The sequence below is a fragment of the Advenella alkanexedens genome, from assembly GCF_019132845.1.
Lineage (GTDB): Bacteria > Pseudomonadota > Gammaproteobacteria > Burkholderiales > Burkholderiaceae_B > Advenella > Advenella alkanexedens.
Genome location: NZ_JAHSPR010000005.1, coordinates 191,677 through 213,152 on the forward strand (window position 1 = coordinate 191,677; position 21,476 = coordinate 213,152).

Annotated in this window: 23 protein-coding genes; 7 read left to right on the plus strand and 16 right to left on the minus strand. The window is 46.7% G+C overall.

What is annotated here, in order from left to right:
* Positions 1–72: 72 nt before the first annotated feature.
* Positions 73–777 (plus strand): aspartate/glutamate racemase family protein, encoded by a 705-nt coding sequence (locus KU392_RS08495; RefSeq protein ID WP_169294454.1) that lies wholly within the window; start codon positions 73–75, stop codon positions 775–777.
* Between the two features lie 56 nt (positions 778–833).
* Here KU392_RS08495 and KU392_RS08500 read toward each other — a convergent pair whose 3' ends face one another.
* Entirely contained in the window at positions 834–1,253 is a 420-nt protein-coding gene (locus KU392_RS08500; protein ID WP_169294453.1) for a DUF411 domain-containing protein, read from the minus strand.
* Positions 1,254–1,558: 305 nt separating this feature from the next.
* On the opposite strand from KU392_RS08500, the gene KU392_RS08505 reads away from it, so the two are divergent.
* The 4 genes from KU392_RS08505 to KU392_RS08520 all read left to right on the plus strand — a co-directional run bounded on the left by KU392_RS08505 (position 1,559) and on the right by KU392_RS08520 (position 4,803).
* Positions 1,559–2,539, plus strand: a complete 981-nt coding sequence (locus KU392_RS08505; protein WP_217735077.1) for a tripartite tricarboxylate transporter substrate binding protein BugE — start codon at positions 1,559–1,561, stop codon at positions 2,537–2,539.
* Between the two features lie 190 nt (positions 2,540–2,729).
* Positions 2,730–3,623, plus strand: a complete 894-nt coding sequence (locus KU392_RS08510; protein WP_169294451.1) for an EamA family transporter — start codon at positions 2,730–2,732, stop codon at positions 3,621–3,623.
* Entirely contained in the window at positions 3,620–4,102 is a 483-nt protein-coding gene (locus KU392_RS08515) for a glutathione peroxidase (protein ID WP_169294450.1), read from the plus strand. The genes KU392_RS08510 and KU392_RS08515 overlap by 4 nt, the downstream gene beginning before the upstream one ends.
* Positions 4,099–4,803 (plus strand): glutathione S-transferase N-terminal domain-containing protein, encoded by a 705-nt coding sequence (locus KU392_RS08520; RefSeq protein WP_217735078.1) that lies wholly within the window; start codon positions 4,099–4,101, stop codon positions 4,801–4,803. Before KU392_RS08515 ends, KU392_RS08520 begins: the two co-directional genes overlap by 4 nt.
* A gap of 95 nt (positions 4,804–4,898) precedes the next feature.
* Here the strand turns inward: KU392_RS08520 and KU392_RS08525 are convergent, their stop codons facing one another.
* The 7 genes from KU392_RS08525 to mltG all read right to left on the minus strand — a co-directional run bounded on the left by KU392_RS08525 (position 4,899) and on the right by mltG (position 11,314).
* A complete protein-coding gene (locus KU392_RS08525) occupies positions 4,899–6,194 on the minus strand; it encodes a Glu/Leu/Phe/Val family dehydrogenase (RefSeq protein ID WP_169294448.1) in 1,296 nt (431 codons plus the stop codon).
* 124 nt (positions 6,195–6,318) lie between these two features.
* Positions 6,319–6,936 carry a hypothetical protein gene (locus tag KU392_RS08530; protein WP_217735079.1) on the minus strand — a complete coding sequence of 206 codons (618 nt, stop codon included), beginning with the start codon at positions 6,934–6,936 and terminating at the stop codon, positions 6,319–6,321.
* 174 nt (positions 6,937–7,110) lie between these two features.
* Positions 7,111–7,740, minus strand: coding sequence for an ankyrin repeat domain-containing protein (locus KU392_RS08535; RefSeq protein WP_169294446.1), 630 nt, complete (start codon positions 7,738–7,740; stop codon positions 7,111–7,113).
* A 104-nt stretch (positions 7,741–7,844) separates the two neighbouring features.
* Positions 7,845–8,615, minus strand: a complete 771-nt coding sequence (locus KU392_RS08540) for a TatD family hydrolase (protein ID WP_169294445.1) — start codon at positions 8,613–8,615, stop codon at positions 7,845–7,847.
* 23 nt (positions 8,616–8,638) lie between these two features.
* Positions 8,639–9,682, minus strand: a complete 1,044-nt coding sequence (gene holB, locus KU392_RS08545) for a DNA polymerase III subunit delta' (protein ID WP_169294444.1) — start codon at positions 9,680–9,682, stop codon at positions 8,639–8,641.
* On the minus strand, positions 9,669–10,304 hold the full coding sequence (tmk, locus tag KU392_RS08550) for a dTMP kinase (protein WP_217735080.1): 636 nt from the start codon (positions 10,302–10,304) through the stop codon (positions 9,669–9,671). Before tmk ends, holB begins: the two co-directional genes overlap by 14 nt.
* Positions 10,304–11,314: an endolytic transglycosylase MltG gene (mltG, locus tag KU392_RS08555; RefSeq protein WP_217735081.1), complete on the minus strand. Its 1,011-nt coding sequence runs from the start codon at positions 11,312–11,314 to the stop codon at positions 10,304–10,306. The genes tmk and mltG overlap by 1 nt, the downstream gene beginning before the upstream one ends.
* A 226-nt stretch (positions 11,315–11,540) precedes the next feature.
* Here mltG and ygfZ point away from each other — a divergent pair, with 226 nt between their 5' ends.
* Positions 11,541–12,539, plus strand: a complete 999-nt coding sequence (gene ygfZ / locus KU392_RS08560; RefSeq protein WP_217735082.1) for a CAF17-like 4Fe-4S cluster assembly/insertion protein YgfZ — start codon at positions 11,541–11,543, stop codon at positions 12,537–12,539.
* Between the two features lie 27 nt (positions 12,540–12,566).
* On the opposite strand, the gene KU392_RS08565 is transcribed toward ygfZ, so the two are convergent.
* Genes KU392_RS08565 through KU392_RS08575 form a run of 3 tightly spaced genes read right to left on the minus strand, consistent with a single transcriptional unit; the run spans position 12,567 to position 14,517 of the window.
* Complete coding sequence (locus tag KU392_RS08565; RefSeq protein ID WP_169294440.1) at positions 12,567–13,700, minus strand: enoyl-CoA hydratase/isomerase family protein; 1,134 nt, start codon at positions 13,698–13,700, stop codon at positions 12,567–12,569.
* A 24-nt stretch (positions 13,701–13,724) separates the two neighbouring features.
* Positions 13,725–14,093, minus strand: a complete 369-nt coding sequence (locus tag KU392_RS08570) for an RnfH family protein (RefSeq protein WP_211182321.1) — start codon at positions 14,091–14,093, stop codon at positions 13,725–13,727.
* A complete protein-coding gene (locus KU392_RS08575; protein ID WP_169294438.1) occupies positions 14,080–14,517 on the minus strand; it encodes a type II toxin-antitoxin system RatA family toxin in 438 nt (145 codons plus the stop codon). Before KU392_RS08575 ends, KU392_RS08570 begins: the two co-directional genes overlap by 14 nt.
* A 204-nt stretch (positions 14,518–14,721) precedes the next feature.
* Between KU392_RS08575 and smpB the strand changes: the two genes are divergently transcribed.
* Positions 14,722–15,177, plus strand: coding sequence for an SsrA-binding protein SmpB (smpB, locus tag KU392_RS08580; protein WP_169294437.1), 456 nt, complete (start codon positions 14,722–14,724; stop codon positions 15,175–15,177).
* A gap of 68 nt (positions 15,178–15,245) precedes the next feature.
* On the opposite strand, the gene mdlC is transcribed toward smpB, so the two are convergent.
* The 5 genes from mdlC to ppsA form a co-directional block, all read right to left on the minus strand.
* On the minus strand, positions 15,246–16,877 hold the full coding sequence (gene mdlC, locus KU392_RS08585; protein WP_169294436.1) for a benzoylformate decarboxylase: 1,632 nt from the start codon (positions 16,875–16,877) through the stop codon (positions 15,246–15,248).
* Between the two features lie 169 nt (positions 16,878–17,046).
* Positions 17,047–17,982, minus strand: coding sequence for an SPFH domain-containing protein (locus tag KU392_RS08590; RefSeq protein ID WP_169294435.1), 936 nt, complete (start codon positions 17,980–17,982; stop codon positions 17,047–17,049).
* A 28-nt stretch (positions 17,983–18,010) separates the two neighbouring features.
* Complete coding sequence (locus KU392_RS08595; RefSeq protein WP_211182320.1) at positions 18,011–18,451, minus strand: NfeD family protein; 441 nt, start codon at positions 18,449–18,451, stop codon at positions 18,011–18,013.
* 36 nt (positions 18,452–18,487) lie between these two features.
* Positions 18,488–18,817: an FKBP-type peptidyl-prolyl cis-trans isomerase gene (locus KU392_RS08600; protein WP_169294434.1), complete on the minus strand. Its 330-nt coding sequence runs from the start codon at positions 18,815–18,817 to the stop codon at positions 18,488–18,490.
* Between the two features lie 179 nt (positions 18,818–18,996).
* Positions 18,997–21,369: a phosphoenolpyruvate synthase gene (gene ppsA, locus KU392_RS08605; protein WP_217735083.1), complete on the minus strand. Its 2,373-nt coding sequence runs from the start codon at positions 21,367–21,369 to the stop codon at positions 18,997–18,999.
* Positions 21,370–21,476: the final 107 nt, after the last annotated feature.

Consider the following 21,476-nt stretch of genomic DNA (forward strand, 5'->3'; position numbering starts at 1 on the left):
AACCCGTCAATACATAGCGGTGCTATTGTACCCGAATCACAAAAACATCACCTAACATTTCAGGGAGCCTAAATGCAAACCATCGGTTTAATAGGTGGAATGAGTTGGGAATCAACCATTCCTTATTATCGCCAAATTAACGAGGCTATCAAAGAACGGCTGGGTGGCCTGCACTCGGCAAAAATAATCCTGTATAGCGTTAACTTCCAGGAAATAGAACAGCTGCAGCATCAAGGAAAATGGGATGAGGCCGGAAAAATACTGGCCGATACCGCCCTGCTTTTACAACAGGCTGGCGCTGATTTTCTGGTGTTATGTACCAATACCATGCATAAAGTGGCGCCTGCTATTGAATCGACCACACAAATCCCGTTATTGCATATTGCAGACCCTACCGCCCAAGCCATTAAACAGGCAGGATATAAACGCGTAGCCTTGCTGGGAACCCGTTTTACCATGGAGCAGGATTTTTACCGTGGCAGATTAAGCCATAAACATGGCATTGAGGTTCTGGTACCCGGAACCGAGGACCGGAGTCAGGTACATCAAATTATTTATGATGAACTTTGCCTGGGCATTTTAAAAGAGTCATCACGCCAGACATATCGGGAAGTTATCCAGCGGCTGGCCAGTCAAGGCGCTGAAGCCGTAATATTGGGCTGCACTGAAATATCCTTGCTGATTGGTGCTAAAGATTCACCGCTTCCCCTGTTTGATACCACCGCGATTCATGCCAGCGCAGCGGCAAAACAGGCTTTGCAAAAAAAAGTATTTTAAGTGCCGCAAACAGGGTTACTGATTGACCTTAAAAACATCGCTTATTATGCTCACGATTAGTCTTTTGAAAACGGTTGTCCCTCAAAATCCACGGTAAGCAGGTTGCCATCCATAGGCCCCATGCCAGGAGAATTCAATGGCATTCCGGGTGCGGCAATACCTTTGACGGATGCATTGGCCAGCATTTTATGTACGGCTGTGGCAGGGACATGCCCCTCAATGATTTGACCTGAGCTGTCAACTACAGCGGTATGGCAGGAAGCCAGATTTAACGGTACACCAAGCTTTTCTTTTACGGCAGTCATATTGCCGGTTTTAATCGATTTAATCTTGAAGCCGGCATCTTGCATATGCTGGTTCCAGCCATCACAACACCCACAATTGGGATCCTGGAAAACGGTGATTTCATTATTGCCTGCATGGGTAAAAGCAGACATGGACAGGACGGCAGTTGCAGCTAATAACCATTTTTTCATTATTAAAGCCTTATTGTATTGTTTGAATAAATTCAGGGTCTTATTCTAACATTTACTATCTCAGCAAAAATCCCATTTCTTTCATTATTTCAATAACTTGTAAAAATTATTATTTGTAACGGAGCAAAATGGCCATTAATTTTTCATGAAATGTCCGGGTATTAAGATAGTGTTCCGGGATTAAATCAGTGATATCAACCGCCCGATCTGATCTGCCACAAATAGTAACTATCTATGTCATGGTATTTACCCATTTGATTAACTGCAAATTTTATCTACACTAGGGCCTAAATTAGGAGGATTCAATGAAATTAAAACAAGCATTTGTACTGGCAACCACCGTTGCCAGCCTGTCACTGGGCAGCCTGGCACATGCAACGTCCAATTATCCCAATCAACCCATTCGGGTTATCGTACCTTTCGCACCAGGCGGTTCTACCGATATTGTGGCCCGTATTGTGGTACAGGAAATGTCCAAGATCCTGGGTCAATCAATGGTCATTGAAAATAAAGCCGGTGCGGGTGGCGCCATTGGTGCCGCAGAGGCAGCACGGGCAAAACCCGATGGCTACACCCTGTCCCTGGCCACAGTCTCGACCATGGCCGTCAATCCAGCCTGCCGCCCCAATGATTTGCCATACGATCCACAAAAAGATTTCGCGCCGGTCAGCAATTTTGTCAATACTCCAAACGTTATTGTCGTTAATCCTGGTGTTCCAGCCAACAATTTTGCAGAGTTCGTGCAGGTACTTAAAGACAATCCCGGAAAATACACCTATGCGTCACCGGGCATTTGCAGTATTGGCAACCTCAATGGTGAAGCCTTCAAGCAGGCAGTTGGCGTAGATTTGGTACACGTACCTTATAAAGGCTCCGGTCCGGCTGTTGCTGACACCCTGGGCGGTCAGGTGCATAGCCTGTTCGATAACCTGCCTTCTTCCATGCCTCATATCCAGACTGGCAAGCTTAAAGCCATGGCGGTCGCCTGGCCCGAACGCATGAAAGACATCCCGGATGTGCCAACCTATGCGGAAATGGGTTACCCGCAATTGAATAATGGCGTCTTCTATGGTTTGCTGGCTCCCGCAGGAACACCACCAGAAATTATTGAAAAGCTAAACAAGGCCACACAAGATGCCCTTAAAGAGCCCAAAATTATTGCTGCGCTTGAAAAACAGGGGGCCTTCCCGGCTGGCAATACTCCCGAAGAATTTGCCCAACAAATCAAAGACAATTACGACCTGGCAAAATCGGTGGTTGAAAAAAGCCAGCTTGAAATGAAATAAAACCACAATTTTTCATATTCATTTCAAGTTAACAAGTATTTTTCAGTGCCTTTACAGTTACGCTGTAAAGGCACTGTTTTATGGGGAAAAGCAACACTTGAACGGCTAGAGTTCATGCTGCTCAACAATTAAAGTTTCAATCCGATAGAATGAAACATTTACCCTCTGACACCTGTAATATCACACCTTCATGTCAACACCCTCTTCTCCCGCCTATTCCCATACGATAGGAATTATTGCATTAATAGGCTCCATGGCCTCATTGTGTATTGGCACTTCATTTGCCAAATCCCTGTTTTCGGAAGTGGGTGCGCAAGGCACAACAACCTACCGATTGGCATTCTCCGCCTTGCTCCTGTGGTGCGTATGGCGCCCCTGGCGCTTCAGGCTCAATCGTAAGGATGCCTTAAGTATTGTTTTGTACGGTTTGTCCCTCGCATCCATCAATTTTTTGTTTTACATGGCCCTACGTACCATTCCCCTGGGTATTGCAATCGCCATTGAGTTTATCGGTCCGTTGGGTTTGGCCATTTACTCGTCACGCAAAAAAATTGATTTCCTTTGGATTATCATGGTGGCAACGGGCTTATATATGCTTATTCCCCAACAAGATTCAATAACAGCCCTGGATCCAGTGGGTGTTGTTTATGCTGCGATTGCAGGTGCAGGTTGGGCTTTATATATCATTTTTGGTCAGCGTACCCGTAATATTCATCCCGGTCAGGCGTCCTGTTTGGGTATTACAGTTGCAGCCTTGGTGGTTTTACCTTTTGGTATTGGTCACGCAGGAACCACGCTGTTGAATCCATCCCTTATGTTATTTGGATTGGGTGTAGCCATCATGTCCAGTGCAATCCCCTATTCCCTTGAGATGATTTCCCTGCGCGCCCTACCCCGTAAAACCATGAGTGTCTTGCTTAGCCTTGAACCCGCCATGGGTGCAGTGGCAGGTGTTATCCTATTGCATGAATTACTGACTTTTGCTCAATGGCTGGCCATTGCTTTTATTGTAAGTGCCTCCATAGGGTGTGCGGTTACATCCCGGCATCCCATTCGAGATGATATGGAGAAAAAACCAACATGAAATCCCTGTTTTCTTTTTCCGCGACCAAGGCCGATGGCCATATTCTTGACTTTGCCTGTTTGCAAGGAAAAGTGGTCCTTATCGTCAACGTGGCCTCCTACTGTGGGTTTACGCCTCAATATAATGGTCTTGAAAAACTCTATCGGACTTATAAAGACCAGGGGTTTGAAATTATTGCCTTTCCCTGCAACCAGTTTGGCCGTCAAGAACCGGGCACAGACGAAGAAATTGTCTCTTTTTGTCAATTGAATCATGATGTCGGTTTTACCATCATGAGTAAAATTGATGTCAATGGCAGCCATGAGAATGAAGTGTACACATGGCTAAAACAGGAAAAACCTGGCATTTTAGGCAACCAAAGCATTAAATGGAACTTTACCAAGTTTTTGATTAACCGCCAGGGTGAGGTTATCGGACGCTATGCGCCTGTGACCAAACCTGAGCAACTGGAAACCGATATAAAGGAAGCATTATCATGATTGATCTGTATTATTGGACAACACCAAACGGTCATAAAATTACAATGTTCCTGGAAGAGACAGGCCTTGAATATAAAATTATTCCTGTCAATATTTCCAAGGGAGAACAATTTTCACCTGATTTTCTGAAAATAGCGCCTAATAATCGTATTCCAGCCATTGTTGATCATGACCCGATTGATAAGGGTGAGCCTATTTCCATTTTTGAATCAGGTGCAATATTGCATTACCTGGCTAATAAAACCGGTCAATTCCTGTCTTCCGATTTGAGAATAAGAACGGAAACCCTGCAATGGCTGTATTGGCAAATGGCGGGTTTAGGCCCCATGGCTGGCCAAAACCATCATTTTTCCCAATACGCCACTGAAAAAATCCCTTACGCCATTGATCGATACCGTAATGAGACCAATCGTTTGTACGGGGTACTTAACAAACACCTGGAAGACAGGGTTTATATCGCAGGTCAATATTCCATTGCCGATATGGCCTGTTATCCATGGATTGTTTCACATGAAAAACAGGGACAGAACCTTGAGGATTTTCCTAACCTGCAACGCTGGTATGAATTGATAAAAGCACGACCAGCAACGATACGTGCTTATGAGATTGCCCGTGAAATTAATCCTTCACCCACCGTGCATGATGATGAAGCAAGGAAAATATTGTTTGGGCAAACAGCAAAATCCTTGGATAAACACTAACGTTTGCAGCAAAAAGAAACCCTGGTTTTAACGGATTCCTCTGGCGGATCTGTTAAAACCAGGGTTTAACACCGCAAACTTTTACAAAAAAACCATTAAGGGTAAAGACCACGTAGCTCACGGGCCTCGAGGATACGTGTGCAGGCCACAATAAATGCCGCTGTACGTAAACTGACCTCATGGTGTTTTGCAACATCAGAGACAGCACGATAAGCATCACGCATCAGGCGCTCAAGGCGTTGGTTGATTTCCTCTTCACTCCAGAAAAAGCTGGAGAAATCCTGTACCCATTCAAAATAACTGACAGTTACACCACCAGCGTTGGAAATCACATCAGGTACAATATATATCCCTTTTTGAGTTAGGATGTCATCGGCTTCCGGGGTGGTTGGGCCATTGGCGCCTTCCACCAGGATTTTTGTCTTGATCTGATCCGCATTTTTGATGGTGATTTGATTCTCAAGAGCGGCAGGAATCAGGAATTCGCTGCTAACTTCCCAGAAATCTTCATTGGAAATGGCGGTTGCTTCAGGGAAACCCATGACACCAGGATGATCTTCAACGAAATTTAACAAATCATGAATATCGATGCCATTTTCATTGAAAATAGTACCGGTATGATCTTGTATCGCAACAACTTTGGCACCGGTTTCATGGAATAATCGGGCAGCTGTGCCACCTACATTACCAAACCCCTGTACGGCCACCCTTGACCCGGACACACTAAGACCCAAATCTTTGGCCGCTTCGCAAGCTGCTACAAACACACCACGGCCTGTTGCCTCTATGCGACCAAGACTACCACCCAATGCAATAGGCTTGCCGGTAACAACACCCGTTGACGTGGCACCTTCATTCATGGAATAGGTATCCATCATCCAGGCCATGGTTTGAGAGTTGGTGTTGACATCGGGCGCTGGAATATCTTTGCTTGGGCCAATAATGAGACCAATCTCACTGGTATATCTCCGTGTGACACGTTCAAGTTCTTTTTTGGAATACTTGCGCGCATCAATGCGAATACCGCCTTTGGCACCACCAAAAGGCAAATTGACCGCTGCATTTTTAATAGACATCCAGGCTGCCAGGGCCATGACTTCGGACAGGCAAACGTCCTGGTGAAAACGTACGCCGCCCTTGCCCGGTCCACGTGATGTATTGTGCTGAACACGGTAGCCCTCAAAGTGGGCAATGGTACCGTTATCCAATTCAATGGGAACATCTACAATCAATGAGCGCTTTGGTCGCTTCAGTGTTTCTACCCAGCGGGCCAGGGAACCCAAATAGGGGGTTACCCGATCAATTTGCTGAAGATAAATACCCCATGCGCCCAAGTCATTTGGATTCAGATATGAAGGCAGCAAGTGCGAAGTGGTAAATTCTGAAGTCATTAAAGCTCTCCGATGAAATGAGCCGTCTTACTAACTTCTTGAATTGTACTTGTTCTGTTTTGAGTTATTAATCTGTCCCCGTTTAATTAATATTAAATTTTAATGGGGACAGATTGAGTGTTGTTTAATTGACATTAGTAACGGCAACCGTATAAATCGAATTTCCGCTTTTAATATCCATTTTCATGGTCAGCCCTTTTGCAGGACAATACCATTCAGTGACGGTAACCGGCTTATTGCCGGCAGACTTGCCTGAAGGAATAAGTGTGGATTGAATCTGACCACTGGAAAGAGTACCCGTGTAAGTGATCGGCTTACAGCTCATCGGCCCCATTTGTGTATGAATTTGCTGTTCTTTTCCAACTTTTCTTTGGGTAGACTGCAAAAATGCATTTTCTATGTTGACTTGGCTAATAGGCACTGAGGAAGGCAAAGACATGGACGCCTGGGCATCAGCCCTGTAGGTTTGTGCAGGCAAGGAGTCGAATTGCTCATTCATGATATTGGCTGGCTTGAGAAAGTATCCATTGACCCGGCTATTTACGACGGAACGCATGACGGTACCCAGCAAGCCTGCCGAATCAAACGAGCCACTAAGGGTAGAGCCCCCACTGTTGACCATGAGCCGAAAATTGCCCGAACCATTGATCTGCTGTCCGGCTATGGGTGCATTTGCCTGGATATGCAAATCGGCATGGCAATCATTGCCGGCCGCTTTTGTTACCTGGTTGATCCTGATCATAAAATGCCCCTTCCCCCCATTAATATTCCCTTCAATTTTCCCGTTGGGCTTTAGCCAGGGACTTTGACAATAAACCTGTTCAGCATGTGCATTTGTCCAGCCTACCAACAGGGCAAGAGAAAACAAAAGATTCAGTGGAAGAATACGGGAATGATGTTTCATGAAGAAATCCGGTTATCGAAGCATAATTTCGACAAGTCCGGGCTGCTTTAGTTCCCGGGCCAAATCAATGGCATTTTTACCCAGCTGGTTAACGGCTCTGGGATCGGCACCCGCAGCCAGCAATGCTTTGACCGCTTGGGGATTTTTAGAGGTTACCGCCATATAAATAGGTGAGCTGCCTTCTGCAGCCGGTGCATTGGGGAAAGCGCCATTAGCCAGCAACATATTGATCATATCAACATGTCCCATTGAAGCAGCATAATGCAAGGGTGCCCACCCCAAACGGTTGACGTCTGCACCCCGAAAAATAAGTCCTTCTGCGCGACGCACATCACCGATAATGGCCAAATACATCAAGGGTGTTTCATTATTAATGTTTTCAATATTAAGGTTGATATTAGGGTCTCTGACCAGAAGATCAAAAACATCCATTGATTTATCACGAATAGCCTGCATGATGGGAGGTTGACCATTCTGGTTAAGCGCATTGACATCACGGCCTTTGGCAATGGCCGCCTTAACGGAAGATACCCGATTGTTCTTGATGTCGTTCCACCAGGAAATCGATGTATTGGCAAATGACGTCATGGTCACAAACATGGCACCAACCAGCAAGGAAGATTTCAATTTACTAATGCGCATTACCCACCTTTTAAATTAATTGGATCATAACAAACATAACAAATAAGCAGTATACAAAACGTAAATATATTCAAGGAAACCCAAACAGGCAAATTTGCCTTGATTTACGGTTGTGCTTTGTGGAACAACCTGAAAAAGTTCTCGGTACTGGCCTCTTCAATCTCTTTTAGTGTCACCCCCCTGAGATCGGCAATTTTTTCGGCCACGTGAATCACTTTCGACGGGTCATTCAGTTTACCCCGGAAAGGAACCGGTGCCAGATAAGGCGAATCAGTTTCAATCAGCAAACGTTCTAACGGGACTTTTTGAGCCACTTCATGCAATTGATGGGCATTCTTGAAGGTGACAATACCCGAGAGTGAAATATAAAAATTCTGCTCAATGGCTGCCTGAGCCACTTCCCACGTTTCGGTAAAGCAATGCATGACACCACCACACTGATGCGCACCCTCTTCTTTCATGATGCGGATCGTATCTTCAGCGGAAGAACGGGTATGAATGATTAACGGTAAACCAGACTGAACGCCTGCCCTGATATGTACCCGAAAACGATCCCGTTGCCAGTCCAATGGCTCACTGAGCCGGTAATAATCAAGACCGGTTTCACCAATGGCCACAATTTTCGGATGCAAGGCATGCTCACACAGCATCTCAACGGTTGGTTCCGGTGTGTCTTCGTAGTCAGGGTGAACACCAACCGAACCGATAAGGTGCGGATATTTTTCTATCAGCGCAATAATTCTTGGCCAGTCAGGTAAATTTACGCTGACGCACAAAGCGCGCCCGACATTATTCTGTTTCATTTTATCCAGAATATTTTCCAGATCCTGGCTTAATTCAGGGAAATCCAGATGACAGTGAGAATCGACAAACATGATTAATACTTATGAAAATTTAATTACGACTTTGAAATACAGCTTAATGCAACCCGTTGCAAGGTAGAGATGATAAACAAACGGGCATTAAGCGGATGGTCGGCAATACGTTGCTGCTCTGCCAGCCATTTAAAGAGCTGGGCAATTTTATCCGCAGCCATATTGCCTGCGATACCAGAAACATTTTTACCCAAGGTGGGAAAATAACGGGAGGCTTGCCCATGGCGATTAAGATTGATATCAAAAACAAACCGTTGAAGGCTGTCCAGCCATTGCGTTGCCGGGATTTTTTCCAGTAATTCCGCCAATTTATCAAGGTTGGGCATTTCCCGGTGCGCCAGTTTGTCAGCGAACGCCGAGAGCCAGTATTTAACGGGCTCATAATCAGACTGACTGAAGGCCAAAGCGCTTAACGGCGCGCCACCGGTGGAAGCCAACCAAACCTCACCATCGGTCACCCCGTTTTTCTGTAGCCAGGACAGGGCCACCGAGCGTTCCGGTATGGGCAAGGCCAGACGACGACATCGTGACAGCAAAGTAGGCAGCAATCGCTGGATAGCATGCGTGACCAAAAGAAAAATGGTATTTTCTGGTGGCTCCTCAAGCACTTTTAGCAAGGCATTGGAAGAAGCTGCATTCAGGCTTTCTGCCGGGTACAGAACAATGACACGGTAACCGCCCCGATGCGTGGAAACATTAAACAGTTTTTCAAGCTGACGTACCTGTTCTATCCTGATGTCCTGGGACAGGGTTTTCTTTGCACCACTTTCCTCATCGTTTTCCGGGGTGGTAACAAAACCTTCCTTAACGGCAATGGCATCGGGCAATACTATCCGCAAATCGGGGTGATTTCCTGACTTGACCCAGCCACAGGATTCACAGTGTCCACATGCGATGCCATTATGGGAGGATTCGCACAACAAGCCGGTTGCCGCCGCATGGGCAAATTTCAGTTTGCCTATGCCAGGAATGCCATGAATAATCCAGGCGTGTGAAAACCGTTCCTTATTGCCCAGCCATTGACGGGCAATATCCGTTTGCCATGGTAAAAACTCAGGTAGATGCATTGTTTTTCAGCCTGATAAACTGCAACACGCGGGTTTCTATGAATGCCCTGACCTCTTCAAAAGGCCGGGTGGAGTCAATGAGCAAAAAGCGATGTGGCTCAGTGGCCGCTCGTTGCAAATAGGCACCACGCACCGCCTCGAAAAAAGCATCATTTTCCTGTTCAAACCGGTCAAGACTGACACCGCTTCGGCCCAATCGTTCGCGCGATACTGCAAGGGGTACATCAAAAAGCAGCGTCAAATCCGGGTTAAGACCTTCCTGTACCCAGTTTTCCAGCGCAGCTATCTTGTTGAGATCAAAATGACGTCCTCCCCCCTGATAGGCATAAGTACTGTCAGTAAATCGATCGCAAAGCAGCAACTTGCCTGCCGCCAAAGCTGGCTTGATGAGCTGGTTAATGTTTTCCTGGCGCGAAGCAAACATCAGCAAGGCCTCTGTTTCCTGGCTCATGGCATCATGCAGCAAAATTTCACGTAATTTTTCACCCACAGGCGTGCCACCCGGCTCGCGCGTCATGACTACGTCAAGCCCCTGATTTTTAAAAAAATCGGGCAACCACTTCATATGGGTACTTTTGCCGGCGCCATCCACGCCTTCCAGTGTAATAAAAAGCCCTGTCATTACTGACCCCTTTTCAAGATGAATTTTTGTACGTTTTGATTATGTTTTCTCAGGTTTTCAGCAAACTCACTGGTTCCGTCACCGCGCGCCACAAAATAATAATAACCATGTTTTTCAGGATGCAAAGCCGCCTGTATGGACAAAGCGCCGGGGATCGCGATAGGTGTAGGAGGCAAGCCCTGGCGGGTATAGGTATTCCATGGCGTATCGGTTTGCAGGTCTTTTTTGCTAATGTTGCCTTTGTAATTGTCACCCATTCCATAAATGACAGTAGGGTCTGTCTGCAAAAGCATATTGGCCTTGAGACGGTTAATGAAAACGCCCGCCACCCGATCACGATCCTGATTGTGACCGGTTTCTTTTTCAACAATCGAGGCCAAAATCAGGGCTTCATAAGGCGTTTTAAGCGGCGTATCAGGATCACGGCTCTCCCAGGCTTGCATCAATCGCGTCTGTCCTTCGTCATAAGCGCGCTTTAAAATCTGAAAATCGGTATCTCCCGGTACAAATACATAGGTTTCAGGAAAAAACAAGCCTTCCGGATGCGTATGGTCGGAACCCAGTTTCTTCAAGAGCTCTTCATCGCTGATATCCGCCAATGTTTGCTTTATATCCTTATTGGCCTGCAAAGCCTGACGAATTTGTTTGTAAGTCCAGCCTTCGATCAGGGCAATCTGGCGCTTGATCATGTCACCTTTGGCCAGTTTGTCCAGCACATCAACCGGTGTCATACCTTGGGTAACTTCATAGGCACCCGCCTTGAGCTGGACATCCTGTCCGGTATAACGGGCGTATAAAATAAAAAGCTGTGGTTCAATATCCAATCCAGCCTTGGCAAGCGTTTCGGCAACCGTACGTATGGTACTGCCTTTGGGAACCGTGAATTCCACCGCCTGGGCTGACATTGGAATGGGGCTGGTGGACCAGTGCCAGACTTTGCCGCCCAAGCCAATGACCAGCAGCAGGCTGCCGATAACAAAAGCCAGGGCAAGGGACTTGAATAATTTCATGCGTAAAAGCGTATTGAGGTAATTGAACAAGGCTCAATTGTATCAGGCAACAAGACAATAACCATCCATTAAAAGGCATGAGTCAAAAGGCTTTGTACAATAGGGCCGGATACATCACGATGGCACGAATTAACCTTTATCATGCCCGGGGAAATACCCCTGTCCAGTGCAATATGGCGTACTATTCCAACATTCAAGTTTGTATCAGTAATGCAGGATAATAGTCATGATCTCAGAACCTCAAGAACCTATTGACGACACTTTATTTCAAAGCGATCTCACTCATTTTACGGCTTTCTCTGTCAGTGGCGCCGATGCGACCAACTTCCTGCAGGGACAGCTCACCCAGGATATGACTCTGGCCACTGAAAATCATGCCGTGCTGTCGGCTTACTGCTCTCCCAAAGGGCGCGTACTGGCCAGTTTTCTGATCTGGAAAGAAGTCCAGGCAGATAATGAAGAAATCTTCCGGTTTCTGGTTCGCAACGACATTGCCGAACCCATGATCAAGCGTCTGCGCATGTTTGTTATGCGCTCAAAAGTGGTATTCACCCCGGAAACACTAAGCATCAAAGGGATTTGGTCCACCTCAATCGAAGCATTGGGTAAACGTCTCGCATTGGACTTGCAGCAAATGCCGGCATGGCAGGTCACCTCAAAAGACGGATGCACCTGGATTGCCTTGCCAGATGTCGCAGGCAATAAACGTTTCATTTGCGTTTATGATGCGCAAACACGTGACCAGGAGTGCTTCTGCTCACTATTAAGCCATAAAGACACGGCACAATGGGATGCCATGGAAATCCTGAGCGGCACTCCATGGATTGAAAAAGGCAACCAGGAACTGTTCATTGCGCAAAGCATTAATTTTGATGTGATTAATGGGATTAGCTTTACCAAGGGATGTTACCCTGGCCAGGAAGTGGTTGCGCGTAGTCACTACCGCGGTACGTTGAAACGCCGCATGGCAATTGGGATCGTTGCCAATGCCACAGATCCTGAAATCTGGCAGCCTGGCAAAGATGTGTTTGATGCACAGGATACCAATGAGCCATGCGGACAAATCGTCAACAGCACCGCTTATGATGGAAAAGTTTATCTGCTGTTTGAAACCAAACTGTCCGCCCTTGAGCATAATCAGATAAACATTGGCAGCCTTGAAGGCCCCAAAGTGGAACTGGTTGAAATACCATACTCACTTGAAAAGCCTGAAATCCGGAAGTAGTTCAAGGCACATACTTCCGGATGGGCTTTAAACCAAATCAGACAGAGGATGTCTGTCTGATTTGGGCCAGGGACTGTCAAAATAAGATTCAAGCAACTCATCAGTCACATCGTTAATGTCAGCTGGCATCCATTTTGGAGATTTGTCCTTATCCACCAAAAGGGCACGAATGCCTTCCTGCAACTGGCCATCGGCACAACAATGCAGTGCCACAATATATTCCATGCGAAATACATCGGCCAAAGACAAGTGCAAGGTTTTTTGTTGCAAGACAACGCCCAGCGCCATGGATAGTGGTGCACCCTTTAGCATGGTGGTAGCGGCACGGGATAACCACGGATCATCATTATCTTTCAGCTCGGCAATATTCTGATAAATGGTCTGAATATTAACCGGTGCGCAAATTTCATTGATCAGGGCATAATGTTGTTGCAACGGTCCTGCTTCAACCGGTTTGCCTTTATGTGCAGCCAGAACAGCGTGAACCAGGTCATCATTAAAGCGTCGATGCGCGGGTTTTTGCCAGGCAGCATCTAGCAAACCATTAACCACTGCCTCCCAGTTGGCATAATCGACCTGATAGTTGGCAAGACCTGAAAAAAGCGCATCAGACGTATTCAGAATGGCACCGGTACTGGCAAGGAAAACTCCGGTTTTACCTGGCAAATGATTTAAAACCCAGCTCCCGCCAACATCAGGAAACAAACCAATACTGACTTCCGGCATGGCCAGCCGGGAAGTTTCACTAACCACCCGATGGCTGGCACCAATCATCAACCCTATGCCCCCACCCATGACAATACCGTGTCCCCAGCAAATAATGGGTTTACTATAGGTATGGATTTGATAATCCAGTTTATACTCAATGTCGAAGAATTCACGTGAATACGTATTTGCCCATGCTCCCTGCCCTTGCCAGGTTTGCATGCTTTGGTACAACCCATGCAAATCACCACCCGCACAAAAAGCCTTATCTCCAGCCCCCTGCATGATCACCAGCACGACATCAGGGTCTGCCTCCCATTGGGCAAGCTGCTTGCCCAGCAAGCGGCACATCTCAAGCGAAAGTCCATTCAGGATCTTGGGCTGGTTAAGGGTGGCAACACCCACTTTGTATCCATTATGGGTATTGAGTTCAGTGAATAAAACAGGTGACGACATTGCTCCTCCTTGAGTCGTATGATTTTAAGTATTATCCCGATGTTCGGTGTAGTTGTTAATGCGTGATTTTTTCTGTCTGAGATGTTTTTTGGTCAGGATACCTGCCTTGCGGTGTTCAGCCCTGCGTCGTCGGGACTCTTTGGGATCAAACACCAGCTTGCGGTAAAGCTCAATCCGGTCTCCTTCTTGCACAAATTGTTGTGACGAGCATTTGATGCCAAAAATACCCTTTCCAAGACTGCCCAGATCCAGATCCGGGAATGCGTTGGCAATGCCGCTTAAAGCAATGGCATCAGCAATCGTGCTTCCGGCTGGCACATAAAAATCTTTTCTCCAGATCTGGCTTGTGGTAACCGGAAAGTTAAGTGAAACATGAAGATCAGCGGTCACCATAAATAACCTGTGCTCGTTTGGTAAAAGAGTCGATAAAGCTATTGGCGATACGATTGAATACAGGTCCCACCAGCATTTCAAGTGCTTTGCTATTGAAGGCATAATCAAGGGTAAAGACCACTTTACAGGCGTCTTCATCCAATTCAATGAATTCCCATGTGCCATTAAGCGCTGAAAACGGACCATCAACCAGTTTCAGTTCTATTTTTTCCGGATAGGTGTAGGTATTGCGAGTGGTAAAAGTCTGTTTTATTTTTGCAAGACTGATGGTAACCGATGCCACCACGCCATCTTCAAGTTGTTCTTTTATGGCAGAGCCGCCACACCACGGCATGAATTCAGGATATTTTTCAACATCGGAAACCAGATCAAACATCTGGCTTGCCTTGTAAGGGAGAAGTACGGATCTTTGGACAGTATGCATTAAGAAAATTTACAGATTAAATCAATTGGCCAATGGCGAATATAAATACTAAATACGCACATGGACGTTTAAGGGCAATATTGCCATAAATTTCATTTTCATGTGGTGTATTCATTTACAATAGGATCTTAAGCCGGAAATCATAAATACACATCCATAAAAAAATCCTATTTTAACGGCTGTAGCATTTTTATAATATAAATCATGAGCATTGTAGAAAATAGAAAAGCCCGCCACGACTATTTCATTGAAGAAAAATTTGAAGCCGGTATTGTCCTTGAAGGCTGGGAAGTCAAGGCTATCCGTGCAGGCAGAGTTCAATTGGCTGAAAGCTACGTTATTGTACGTGACGGTGAACTCTGGCTGCTTAACATGCATGTCAGTCCGTTAGCCACAGCGTCTACCCACATCCATCCCAATGCAACGCGCACACGCAAATTGTTAATGCATAAAAATGAAATCAACAAGTTAATTGGCAAGGTGGAAATTCGTGGTTATACCCTTGTGCCGCTTAATCTTCATTTCAAAAATGGGCGGATCAAGCTGGAATTTGGTCTGGGTAAAGGCAAAAAACTGCATGACAAGCGCGATAGCGCCCGAGATAAAGACTGGCAGCGGGAAAAAGAACGCATCATGAAGCACGATACCCGTCGCCAATAAACAAAATTACCCATCAATTAAAAGAGGGCTCCTTGGAACCCTCTTTTAATCAGTAAAAACCCGAACCATTAAATCAATGGCGGGATGGCCGGCAATATAGGTACTTCAATAACGGTCGGACCCTGCCGGCCAAAAGCTTCTTGACAGGCCGTTTTCACCTGTTCAGCAGTTTCTGCATGCACCGCACAACAGCCGTACCCTTTGGCCAAGGCCATAATATCCAGTCCTGGAATATCCAGTCCTGGTACGCCTGGAGTTTCTTCCAATAGGGCAAATGATTTCAGAATGGCATATTCGTTGTTTTTAGGTATGACATACACAATCGGCAATTGCTGCCGTGCGGCACTCCAAAGTCCCTGGATGGAATACTGCATTGATCCGTCACCAATAATGGCAAGCACAGGACGATTACGGCCACTGTCTTTTTCACCCAGTGCAATACCAACACTGGCGGGCAATCCCCACCCTAAAGAGCCGCTTGCAAATGTATAAAATGAATCCGGTGCTTCAATGGGCCATTCACGATGCAACTCAGCCAGATTGGAGGGAGACTCTTCGATCAGGATGGTGTCCCTGGGAGAAACCTCCCGTAAAGTGCGGAATAATTCGGCAGCACTTAAGGAATCTGAATTGGCTGCCGAAGTGGCCACGGGTGGATGGGCCGCCATATTGTGTGCCTGTTTGCCAATAACCGGTGGCTGCTTCTCTTTGGCTGATACCAGGTCAGCCAGGCCTTCAAGTGCCAGCACCGCATCGCTTAACAAACCGTCTCCAACCGGCGCACGCCCGATCTCCAACGGATCATCGGAGATGTGCAACAGGCGCAAGCCTTCGGGAATATAAGAGCCTGCCACATAAGGATAGTAGCGGAAAACCGGTGCCCCAATCACTACCGCCAGATCATGGCCTTCCAGCTTTTCAGATAGTGGTTTAATGGCAAAGGGCAAACCGCCCGCATATAAAGGATGCGTTTCGGGAAAGGGTGGACGTTCGGATGATGGGGCTGCCCAAACAGGAATGTTTAATTTCTCGGCCAAGGCGATACCTGTTTCCCAACCCTGCCCTCTGGCAATGGCGGAACCATAAATCAGAACCGGATTTTTCGCAGCCGTAATGGCATCGGCAAACGCTTTCAACCGTTGTGGATCGTAGCCAATGCGCTGTGGCACTGACCTGACCACCGCCTGCTCTTGAAGGGCTGGTTTATCCCAGTCATCAAGTGGAATGGATAAAAACACAGGCCCGGCAGGTGGTTGCAACGCCATGGCATACGCGCGCATGAAGGCAGCGGGTACGTCTTCAGCCCGAACCGGCTGGCAGCTCCATTTCACCCATGGCTTAGGCAGTGTTTCGGGCTCGATATTGCTAAGCCATGGATCCATCAGGAGCATTTCACGGGTTTGGTTACCGGCAGTAATGATCAGGGGAGTCCGATTCATATAGGCTGTCAGGATATTGCTCATGGCATTGCTTAATCCTGCTGACGTATGGACGTTGACCATTGCCACCTTGCGCATCGATTGCGCATAGGCATCTGCAGCAGCCACTGCGGATGCCTCATGCAAGGTTTGAATATACCGGAAATCTGCCGGAAACTCTTTGAGGAACGTTTCTTCCGTCGAACCCGGGTTACCAAAAATGGTGGTGATATCCAACTTACGCAGTAAATCGAAGGTTACCTGGCGTATGTTTTTTTGCATCGTAAAGCCCCCGCATACAAAAATAGTTTGTTTTAATTGGTCTTGCTTAATCTTTCGCATCTGAAGACGCGTTGGAACCTTTGTCACATGCCTGTTGAACAGGCCTTTGAGATAAAAATTGAGATACAAAAAAAGCCACGTTTGAAAGTGGCTTTAATAATTAAAAATATCAGGATGTTGTTTTATTGTTATTTTTAATAATGGTCATTGCCGAGGCGATCATACTTCCCATATCAGACAAATTACCTGGCAAAATCAGGGTGTTGCCTTCTTTGGCAAGCTTGCCAAAGGCTTCCACGTAATTTTCCGCCACCTGCAGGTTAACCGCTGCAAGACCACCTGGCTGTTCTATGGCATTGGCCACCTTGGTAATGGCTTCAGCAGTTGCGGTTGCAATCGTGGTAACCGCTTTGGCCTCACCCTCAGCGTTATTGATTTGTGCCTGCTTCTCACCTTCTGAACGGGCAATGGCTGCCTCTCGTTCACCGGTTGCGATATTGATCTGTTCCTGACGACGCCCTTCAGACGCGGCGATCAATGCCCTCTTCTCACGCTCGGCCGTAATTTGTGCCTGCATGGCACGCAGAATTTCGCTAGGAGGGGTAAGATCCTTGATTTCATAGCGCAATACTTTCACCCCCCAGTTGGTGGCTGCCTCGTCAAGGGAAGAAACAATCGTGCTGTTGATGGCATCCCGTTCTTCAAAAGTACGGTCAAGCTCCATGCGGCCAATGACCGAACGCAGCGTGGTTTGTGCCAGCTGTGTGATGGCGACAATATAATTGGATGAACCGTATGAAGCCCGCATTGGATCGGTTACCTGGAAGAAAATAACACCATCCACCTGCAGCTGCGTATTGTCCCGGGTAATACAAACCTGACTGGGAACATCAAGGGGAATTTCTTTTAATGAGTGTTTGTAGGCAATCTTTTCAATAAAGGGAATAACAAATTTGGCTCCCGGAGACAGGGTTCTGTCAAACTTACCAAGCCGTTCCACCACCCATGCATGTTGCTGGGGAACAATGGCAATGGTTTTAATAAAGATAATCAGGGCCAGTATAAAAACAATCAGCCAGAAAATAATCGATGTATCAAATTCCACAGTAACACTCCTATGGTTTGTCAGGGGCTCAGGATGACTTATGCAGCGGCTTTAAAATAAGGGTAACGCTTTGAATATCGACAATCACATATTGTCCGGGCAATGGTGTTTCAGTAATGGAAGGATCCAGTTTTACCTGCCATTGAGCTCCTCGGTAATAGACCGTGGACGTACGATTTTCTGTCCACGACTTCACTTCTACTTGCTGGCCGATATCAAGGATGACATTACTGTCACTGGTTGCCTTAAGGTGCCCTTTTTTTAATAATACACCCGTTTTTTTAAGTATAATCAGCCCGGCAATGCCAATGATGCTGCAAGTAGCCAACTGGGCAGCCGGACTGAAACCCAAATAGGCAACAATACCCGAAGCGACCAGTCCCAACGCAACAAGCAACATGTAGAATGTGCCTGAAAGCAGTTCGGCAATAAGTGCCACCACCGCAAGAGCAAACCAGAGCCAGATCATATTGTCACCTTTTGGAAAGACCGGAATTTACCAAACTTACGCCAAGTCCAGTAATTCAACCTCAAACACGAGAGTTGCATTAGGCGGAATAACACCGCCAGCTCCTCTGGCACCATAACCTAACGATGATGGAATGGTTAGTTTACGTTTGCCACCAATCCTCATGCCTGCCACACCCTGATCCCAACCTTTAATGACATGGCCTGCACCCAGAGGGAAAGAAAATGGTTGATTGCGATCTTTGCTTGAGTCAAATTTGGCACCATTATCCAATAACCAGCCAGTGTAGTGCACGGTGACATGTTGCCCGCTTTTGGCTTCTTCACCGGTACCCACTTCAATATCTTCAATAATCAATTGACTCATTTCATATCCTTAAAATCTATGGTTAATTCAGTAAGTGTAACTTAATTCATCCCTCATTTTATTAAAAAAGAAAATATTCCTTGTGATGAAAGATGAGGAATGTATTAATCATGTTTTTCATTTTTTGATGACAAAAAAACAGGCCCTCGAAAGAGCCTGTTTTTTCATTACTTAATCAATTACTGAGCGACAGCCAGTTTTTGCCAGGTATCAACCACCGTATCGGGGTTAAGAGACATTGACAAAATACCCTGTTCTTTCAGCCATACCGCCAAATCCGGGTGATCGCTGGGGCCCTGACCACAAATACCAACGTATTTGCCGGCTTTCAGACATGCCTGAATGGCTCGTGACAACATGAATTGTACCGCTTCATCACGCTCATCAAAATCAGCCGCCAACAACTCCATGCCCGAATCACGGTCAAGACCAAGCGTTAACTGGGTCATATCGTTTGAACCGATAGAGAACCCATCAAAGTACTGAAGGAATTTCTCGGCAAGAATCGCATTGGAAGGAACCTCACACATCATAACCACGCGCAGACCGTTTTCACCACGTTTCAGGCCATTTTCCGCCAACAGGTTAATCACGCGTTCAGCCTGGTTAAGGGTGCGCACAAAGGGGATCATGATTTCAACGTTAGTCAGACCCATTTCTTCACGAACAAAGCGCAAAGCTTCGCATTCCATACGGAAGCATTCAGCGAAATCGTCGGAAATATAACGAGCCGCACCACGGAAACCCAGCATCGGGTTTTCTTCCTCGGGCTCGTAGCGGGAACCGCCAACCAGCTTGCGATATTCGTTGGATTTGAAGTCGGACATGCGGACAATAACCGGTTTCGGATAGAACGCAGCCGCAATGGTGGCCACGCCCTCTGCCAGTTTTTCAACAAAGAAAGCACGGGGACTTGCGTAACCACGGGCAGCCGATTCAACTGCTTTTTTCAGGTCAGCATCAACATTGGGGTAATCAAGTACCGCTTTAGGGTGAATGTTGATGTTGTTGTTGATGATAAATTCAAGACGAGCCAGACCAACACCCGCATTGGGGATTTGAGAGAAATCAAATGCCAACTGGGGGTTACCCACGTTCATCATGATTTTCACATCAACTTCCGGCATTTCACCGCGACGGATTTCTTCGATTTCGGTTTCCAGAAGGCCTTCATAAATACGGCCTTCATCGCCTTCCGCACAAGACACGGTTACCTCGGAATCATTAACAAGCACTTCAGTTGCTTCACCACAACCAACAACAGCAGGAATACCCAGTTCACGTGCAATAATCGCAGCGTGGCAGGTACGGCCACCACGGTTGGTCACAATGGCGGAAGCGCGCTTCATGACGGGTTCCCAGTTAGGGTCGGTCATGTCGGTAACCAATACATCACCGGCTTCAACCTGATCCATTTGGGCAATATCATTAATGATGCGGACTTTACCGGAACCGATTTTTTGACCGATGGCACGACCGGTAATCAGTACCTGGCCAGTCGCCTTCAGTTTGTAGCGTTGCTGGACGTCATGGGCACCTTGCTGTGATTTGACGGTTTCAGGACGAGCCTGAAGAATATACAGTTTTCCATCAATACCATCACGACCCCATTCGATATCCATAGGACGCTGATAATGCTTTTCAATAATGACGGCATAACGGGCCAGTTCAATCACTTCATCATCGGTCAGGGAGTAACGGTTTCTTTCTGAAACAGGCACGTCAACGGTCAACACGGCATTTTCACCGGGACGGCGCTCGGTGTTGAATTCCATCTTGATCAGTTTGGAACCGATGCGACGGCTGACGATTGGATATTTACCTGATTCCAGTGTGGGTTTGAACACATAGAATTCGTCAGGATTAACGGCACCCTGTACAACGGTTTCACCCAGACCGTAAGAAGAAGTGATGAATACAACATCATCAAAACCGGACTCGGTATCCAGGGTAAACATCACACCGGCACTGCCCTTGTCTGAACGAACCATACGCTGGATACCGGCAGACAAGGCCACTTCAGCATGAGCATAGCCTTTATGGACACGGTAAGAAATAGCGCGATCGTTATAAAGTGAAGCAAAAACGTGACGGATTTTATCCAGGACATCGTCAATGCCGGCAACGTTCAGGAAAGTTTCCTGTTGGCCTGCAAATGAAGCATCAGGCAAATCTTCGGCTGTGGCAGATGAACGGACAGCAAAAGAACCTTTGCCATCGGCATCCAGCTTGGCATAGGCTTCGCGGATTTGACTTTCAAACTCTGCGGAAAAAGGTTCATCGATAATCCATTGACGGATTTCGGAACCGGCCTCTGCCAATGCACGAACATCTTCCGGATTTAATGTGCTAAGACGATTGGCAATACGTGTGTCCAGCCCAGAAAGCTTGAGGAAATCCCTGAAAGCTTCTGCTGTAGTGGCAAAACCACCGGGAACCCGTACACCCGCTGAAGACAACTGGCTAATCATTTCACCCAGTGAGGCATTTTTACCACCCACCGAGTCCACGTCCGTCATGCGGAGATTTTCAAATGGAACAACATACGACATTAAAGTCACCCTTAGAATAAAAAAATGAAAGCATATTTGTTTGAAAAACAACTAAATTCCTCAAACAAATAAGCCTTTACATGACAAACCAATGATGTCGATTACAA